This window comes from Actinomadura rubrisoli (genome assembly GCF_004349215.1).
GTDB lineage: Bacteria > Actinomycetota > Actinomycetes > Streptosporangiales > Streptosporangiaceae > Spirillospora > Spirillospora rubrisoli.
In genome coordinates this window covers 1-6138 of sequence record NZ_SMKU01000459.1, presented here as the reverse complement: position 1 = coordinate 6138, position 6138 = coordinate 1, and the positions used below count along the sequence as shown (strand labels likewise).

5 protein-coding genes are annotated in these 6138 nt (G+C 70.0%); 4 read left to right on the top strand and 1 reads right to left on the bottom strand.

The features are described from left to right. From E1298_RS42825 to E1298_RS42815, 3 genes are all read left to right on the top strand, one after another. Positions 1-795 (top strand): M20/M25/M40 family metallo-hydrolase (locus E1298_RS42825; protein WP_131903113.1); only part of this gene is annotated, 795 nt, incomplete at its 5' end. A gap of 95 nt (positions 796-890) precedes the next feature. After that, complete coding sequence (locus E1298_RS42820; protein ID WP_131903112.1) at positions 891-1550, top strand: hypothetical protein; 660 nt, start codon at positions 891-893, stop codon at positions 1548-1550. 153 nt (positions 1551-1703) lie between these two features. Further along, positions 1704-3992 (top strand): chaplin family protein, encoded by a 2289-nt coding sequence (locus E1298_RS42815; RefSeq protein ID WP_165975933.1) that lies wholly within the window; start codon positions 1704-1706, stop codon positions 3990-3992. Between the two features lie 199 nt (positions 3993-4191). Here E1298_RS42815 and E1298_RS42810 read toward each other — a convergent pair whose 3' ends face one another. After that, positions 4192-4377, bottom strand: a complete 186-nt coding sequence (locus tag E1298_RS42810) for a DUF5703 family protein (protein WP_131903110.1) — start codon at positions 4375-4377, stop codon at positions 4192-4194. Positions 4378-4632: 255 nt separating this feature from the next. Between E1298_RS42810 and topA the strand changes: the two genes are divergently transcribed. Next, the coding region (gene topA, locus E1298_RS42805) for a type I DNA topoisomerase (protein WP_243726181.1) at positions 4633-6138 on the top strand (1506 nt) is incomplete at its 3' end.

The window sequence follows — 6138 nt, the reverse complement described above, 5'->3', positions numbered from 1 at the left end:
GAGGCCGTGGGGGAGGTCGGGGGGTTCAGCCTGACCGTGCCCGGGGACCGGCGGATGTATCTCATCGAGACGGCGGAGAAGGGCATCGCGTGGATGAACCTGACCGCCAAGGGGACCGCCGGGCACGGGTCGATGGTGCATCCGGACAACGCTGTGACGGCTGTGGCGGCGGCGGTCGCTCGGCTGGGGTCGCATGACTTCCCTGTGCAGCTGACGAAGACCGTGCGGGCGTTCCTGGAGCGGACATGCATGGCGTACGGGGTGGAGTTCGATCCGGACGAGCCGGAGAAGTGCCTGGAGAAGATCGGGCCGATGGCGCGGATGATCGGGGCGACGCTGCGGCACACGCTGAATCCGACGCGGTTGGACGCGGGGTACAAGACGAACGTCATTCCGCAGACGGCCCAGGCACAGGTGGATGGGCGATTTCTGCCGGGATATGAGGCGGACTTCTTCGCGACCGTGGACGAACTGCTCGGACCGGACGTTCAGCGCGATTTCGTCCATCACGATCACGCGGTCGAGACGGATTACGAGGGGGCGCTCATCGAGGCCATGGAGGCCGCGCTGACCTCGGAGGACCCGGGGGCGCTGCCGGTGCCGTACTGCCTGAGCGGAGGGACGGACGCCAAGGCGTTCGCGCGGCTGGGGATGCGGTGCTTCGGTTTCGCGCCGCTGAAATTGCCCCCAGAGTTGGACTTTTCCGGAATGTTCCATGGGGTCGACGAGCGCGTTCCCGTGGACGGTCTGCGATTCGGGGTAAGGGTCCTCGATCATTTCCTCGATCGGTCCTGACTTTTCTCGGGAATTGCCGTTGCCGGTGCGATCCGTGGTGCTACGGTCACCATCTGTAGGGGATGGTTTGGTCCGTTGCGGATGGAGGGCGAGCGGTGGCACACGATGCGGCGCGGGCACGGGCGGTCTCCGTCCGGCTGCGCCGCATCGCCGCTTGCCGTCCCCTGCACCGGCTGCTGGTGATCGTCGGCCTGCTGTTCGCGGGCTGGCTGCTCGGCGGTGCCGCGCACGCCGATGAGATCCCCGACGTGCCCTCTCGGCTCGTGGAGAAGGCGCCTTTGGTGGGCCAGGCGGTGGACGGTGTGAAGCCGATCGGCGGCGTCGTCCAGACCGTGGAGAAAAAGGCGCCCCGCGCGGAGGTGTCGCTTCCGGTGGCTCCTGTGTCTTCAGCCGCGTCCCGTGTGGTGCGGCCCAAGGCGCCTGTGGTGAGGCCGCAGCATTCGGAACATGTGCGGGGTCATGTACGGCCCCTGCGGCAGCATCATCGTGTCGTTCCGCGGGTTTACAAGGTGAGCAGGGCGACGACGTCGAAGGCGCCCGTTGTGAAGCACCGCCCTGTGCCGCTTCCGGCGCCCGCCAAGACCGACACGCATTCAGCGGCCGGTGTCCTCTCTGTCTTTGGCGCGTCCACCGGGCTCCCGGGCGTCCCGTCCTGGGGCCCGGCCCTTCCGAAGGTGTCGCGGCCACGCGCTCTCGGCGTGCTGCCCCCGGCCGTCCGCACAGCGGCGGACGAGCCGTCCTTCGCGCCTGACTAGCCCCTGATCTCAGTCTCCGGACCCGCGCCCTCACGGCCCGGGCCGGTTCGAGGCATGCCGTCCAACGGCGGCACGCCGATTCCCACGAGACCGGCGCGTCGGCGAACGCGCGTCTCGTCCCTTCCGAATCAACATCTCCCCGAACGGAGCATCATGCGAACGTGGGCCAGAGGCACCTCCCGTGCCGCGGTACTCACTGCGAGCTTTGTCGCTCTCGGTGCCACCACCATCCCCACCAGCGCCTTCGCCGACGTCACGAACGGCGATGGCAGTGTCCTCGGTGGTAACCAGCTCAACCTGCCGATCTCCGCGCCGGTCGACGTCAGCGGGAACGGCGCCGCCGTCGGTGGCACCGCCCGCAGCGTGTCCAAGGGCGGCTCGTCCGTCGGCAACGGCGGCGGCGGGCAGCAGACCTCGGGCAAGCACGGGGTCGGGTCCGGGAACCAGATGAACGCCCCCATCTCGCTGCCGGTCAGCGCCTGCGGCAACGCCGCCGCTGTGGTCGGCAAGACGGACACGGGCTGCAAGGGCGGCTCGTCCGTCGGCAACGGCGGCGGCGGGCAGACGACCTCCGGCGAGCACGGGATCGGGTCCGGGAACCAGGTGAACGCGCCGATCTCCGCGCCCGTCAACGCCTGCGGCAACGCGATCGCGATCTTCGGCCGGGCGGACGCGGGCTGCAAGGGCGGCGCCAAGGTCGCGGGCGGCGGCCGCGGCGGCCAGGTCACCAGCGGCGCGAGCGGCGTCGTGGCGGGCAACCAGCTGAACGCGCCGATCTCCGCGCCGGTCAACGTGTGCGGGAACGCGGCGGCGATCTTCGGTGAGGCGGTGGCCGGCTGCGAGGGCGGCGCCGTCGTCAAGAACGGCGGCCGCTCCGGCGCCCGGCAGACCACGTCCGGCATCTCCAGTGTCGGTGGCGGCAACCAGGCCAACGCGCCGATCTCCGCGCCGGTCAACGTCTGCGGCAACGCGATCGGCAACGCCATGACCGGCTGCCAGGGCGGGGCGTCGGTCCGCAACGGCGGCCACGGCTCCGGCGGTCAGACGACCAACGGCGATTTCAGTGTCCTCGGCGGGAACCAGGCCAACGCTCCCATCAGCATCCCGGCCACCGTGTGCGGCAACGCGGTCGCGCTCCTGGGTCAGGCGGGCGCGTTCTGCGAGGGCGGCGCGCACGTGCGCAGCAGCTCTGGAGGCAGTCAGCACACGTCCGGCACGTCCGGTGTACTGGCGGGTAACCAGGCGAACGCTCCGATCACCGTCCCGGTCGAGGTCTGCGGGAACGCCGCGGCCGTCCTCGGTGCCGCAGCGGCGAGTTGCAACGGCCAGACGCTGGTCAAGGGCGCGCACGGATCGGGAGCCCGGACGTCCGGCCAGTCCAGCGTGGGCGGGGGCAACCAGGGGAACGCGCCGGGCGAGGCCCCTGTGGGCGGTTGCGGCAATGGCGCCGCCGTCGTCGGCCACGCCGAGCCGCAGTGCCAAGGCGGTGAGGGCGGGTACCACCCTTACGACCGGGTGAGGAGCACCCCTCTGCCTGGTGCGGAAGGTCTGCCCTCCGTGGCAGAGGCGGGCAAGTCCCTTCCGTTGAGCCCGGGCGCGGCCCTGCCCGTCTTGGGCAAGCTGCCTACCGCCGGTCAGAAGGCCCGGTACGGCTCCGTCACCGGCCCTGCGCCCGGGACGGACGTCCTGTCCGGGACGGGTGGTCTGACCGGTGACCTTTCGGACGTGTTGTCCGGGACGGGCTCCCAGCGCACCATGCAGACCCGTCCGCAGACGAACCCTCTGCCCGCGCCGAACGCGCCGAACGCTCCGGCCACTCTGAACGGGCTGCCCCAGACCGAGATGCTTCCGGAGACGAACGCCCTTCCGGGAACGGGTGTCCTGCCCAGGCCGGAGAGCCTGACTAACACGGAGACCCTGCCTGCCAGCGGGATCCTGCCCAAGACCAAGGGGCTGCCCAAGACCAACGGGCTGCCCAAGTCCAAGGGTCTGCTCAAGGCCAACTCCAACACGCTGCCCGGTGTCGGCCAGGCGCCGGTCGACCCGGCCACCCTGACCTCCGTGCGGCGGCTCCCCGGGGTGCCGTCGGGTGCGGCGGTGCCCGCGTCGCCGATCGTGCCGGTGGCGTCGTCCGCCCGGACGTACAGCAGGCCGCTCCCGGGCGCGAGCGTGCCGGGCACGGGCGTGCCGGGGGTGGACGGGGTCAGGCTGCCGGGGCTGTCCGCGGTGCCCGTCACGGGTGATGTGAAGGCTCCCGAGGTCGGTGGCGTGACCGAGCAGCTGGATCAGGCCGGTGCGATGAAGCCGGTCGCGGCCCACTCGTCGATCACTGCGCAGACCAAGACCGGGTCGATGTGGGTGCTCGGTGTGGCGGCGATGTTCGCCGCCGTGTCCGGGGCCCTGGCGCTGACCCGCCGGATCCGGCTCGGCGGCCGCCGCTGAGCGACGAGGTCGATCGGCCGGACGGCGCCGATCCGGCCAGGTGAGACGCTTCGCCCGTCCCGGAGGCGCGGTCCGGGGCGGGCGAAGCCCTGTCTGGAGGCGGCTATGATTACGCCACGTCATAGGATTCGTACTTAGTGCTACGCTCCGGACGGGATCGGACGGCACGGACGTGACAGACGTGAACCCGCGGGAACGGTCAGAACGTACGGACCTGACGGATGACCTTGCGGCGGAGTTGGATACGGCGGCTACCGTCTGGGTAGAGGCGCAATCGATCGATCTCCCAGCCGCCGCGCTCCGCGTGCTCGGTCAGGATCTGCCGGGCGGTGTCACGCGTGGTGCCACGCGGCAGGGACAGAACGAAGTAGGTGTACTCCACCATCGCGACCATTATTACTTGGTCGGCTGGGGGTTGGGCACCGTACGGTGGCGTCTCGGTCCGCGCTCCCGGCGGCGGCATGTCATCCTGTCGGAGGCGCGCACGGTGGTGAGAATTGCACTGACCTTCCGGGGCGGGGCGATGATCACGGGCGGCGATGGAGCCGCGGGCATGAACGCGCCGTCATGCGACGTTGTAGGAATCCTGTGTAAGAAGAAGAGCTGAGCGAGAAGACCAGACAGCGAGGTTGGAGCGACTGTGCCAGCCAAGAACGGCACCGCGAAGAGTGGCCAGGCCAGGGGATCCGGTACCCGCCTGGTGATCGTCGAATCGCCCGCGAAGGCGAAGACGATCGCGGGCTACCTGGGCCGCGGCTACATCGTGGAGTCCAGTATCGGCCATATCCGGGATCTTCCGGGGAGCGCCTCGGAGGTGCCGGCCAAGCACAAGGGCGAGCCGTGGGCGAAGCTCGGCGTGAACGTCGAGCACGGGTTCGAGCCGCTCTACGTCGTCAACGCCGACAAGCGGAGCCAGGTCGCCAAGCTCAAGAAGCTGCTCGCCGAGGCCGACGAGCTCTTCCTCGCGACGGACGAGGACCGGGAGGGCGAGGCGATCGCCTGGCACCTCCAGGAGGTCCTGAAGCCGAAGGTGCCGGTGCACCGGATGGTCTTCAACGAGATCACCAAGGACGCGATCCAGCAGGCCGCCGCGAACCCCCGGCAGCTGAACATGCCGCTGGTGAACGCGCAGGAGACGCGCCGCATCCTCGACCGCCTGTACGGGTACGAGGTCAGTCCCGTCCTGTGGAAGAAGGTCATGCCGAAGCTCTCGGCGGGCCGGGTGCAGTCGGTGGCGACGCGCCTCGTCGTGGAGCGGGAGCGGGAGCGGATCGCGTTCGTCCCGGCCCACTACTGGGACATCGCGGCCCAGTTCGACACGGGCAAGCCCGAGGAGCCGAAGGCGTTCAAGGCCGGGCTCGTGTCCGTGGACGGCAAGCGCGTGGCGCAGGGCCGCGACTTCGCGTCCGACGGCAGGCTGAAGACCAAGGACACCCTGCACCTGGACGAGGAGGCGGCGCGCGCGCTGGCCGACCGTCTGCGTGACCGTCCGTACGAGGTCAAGTCGGTCGAGCGCAAGCCGTACACCCGCAAGCCGTACCCGCCGTTCCGTACGACGACGTTGCAGCAGGAGGCCAGCCGCAAGCTGGGGTACTCCGCCAAGTACACGATGTCGGTGGCGCAGAAGCTGTACGAGAACGGCTTCATCACCTACATGCGAACCGACTCGATCCAGCTGTCGGAGACGGCGATCACCGCGGCGCGGCGGCAGGCGGCGACGCTGTTCGGCGGCGAGTACGTCCCGGACAAGCCGCGCGTCTACGCGTCCAAGGTGAAGAACGCGCAGGAGGCGCACGAGGCGATCCGTCCGGCGGGTGACAGTTTCCGCACCCCGGCGGAGACGCGCCTGTCCGGCGACCAGTTCCGGCTGTACGAGCTGATCTGGAAGCGGACGATCGCGAGCCAGATGAAGGACGCGGTCGGCCAGTCCGTGTCGATCCGGGTCACCGGTGTCTCGACCCGGAACGAGACGGCCGAGTTCGGCGCGACCGGCAAGACGATCACCTTCTACGGCTTCCTGAAGGCCTACGTCGAGAGCGCCGACGACCCGGCCACCGACCGGGACGACCAGGAGCGGCGCCTGCCGAACCTGGACGAGGGCGACCCGCTGAGCGCGCTCGCCATCGACGCCGAGGGCCACTCGACC

Coding starts and splice junctions, on each gene's coding strand:
- E1298_RS42815 (WP_165975933.1), top strand. CDS start 1,704: ATGCGAACGTGGGCCAGAGGCACCTCCCGTGCCGCGGTACTCACTGCG.
- E1298_RS42810 (WP_131903110.1), bottom strand. CDS start 4,377: ATGGTGGAGTACACCTACTTCGTTCTGTCCCTGCCGCGTGGCACCACG.